This is a genomic window from Neisseria sp. P0021.S007 (assembly GCF_051956855.1).
Genome location: NZ_JBQCXA010001811.1, coordinates 1 through 432, shown reverse-complemented (window position 1 = coordinate 432; position 432 = coordinate 1). Strand labels below are relative to the sequence as shown.

General features: G+C 47.9%; 1 protein-coding gene. It reads right to left on the bottom strand.

The features are described 5' to 3' along the window. On the bottom strand, nt 1-426 hold a 426-nt coding region (locus tag ACTHUR_RS21585; protein ID WP_440400867.1), incomplete at its 3' end, for a hypothetical protein. Nucleotides 427-432: the final 6 nt, after the last annotated feature.

Sequence of the window (432 nt, the reverse complement as noted above, 5' to 3'; positions counted from 1 at the left end):
CTTTAAATCAGCCACGCACTGCTTATCGCGTGCCTCAAAAGCTTCCGCGCCACCCAAGAGCTTGAGTTGCTCCATAGGGCTGATTTTACCGAAGTTTCGGATTTGCTCGTCAGAGAGTTTGCTTAAAGGCTGATCCCACATGCAGACACAATAGTCTTGAGCCAATTTCTCGTTTTGCGCATCCAAACCTTTTGCTTTCAAATCAGCTTGCCATTTTTCAGCAAAAGGAATGTTTTTCACGCAAGACTCCACCACATTTTGTTTCATCTGCGGCTTGTTCATGGCGCATTGTGAGAGCAGGGCGGTCAGAGCCAGCAAAGACAAAATAATCCATGCCCAAATGCGGATGGTGCGGATTTTTGCCTTGGCTTTTTTTCTGGCTGCCAGTTGCTCTTCAGACGGCCTTTCCGTTTGTTGCTCAGTCATGCAGGC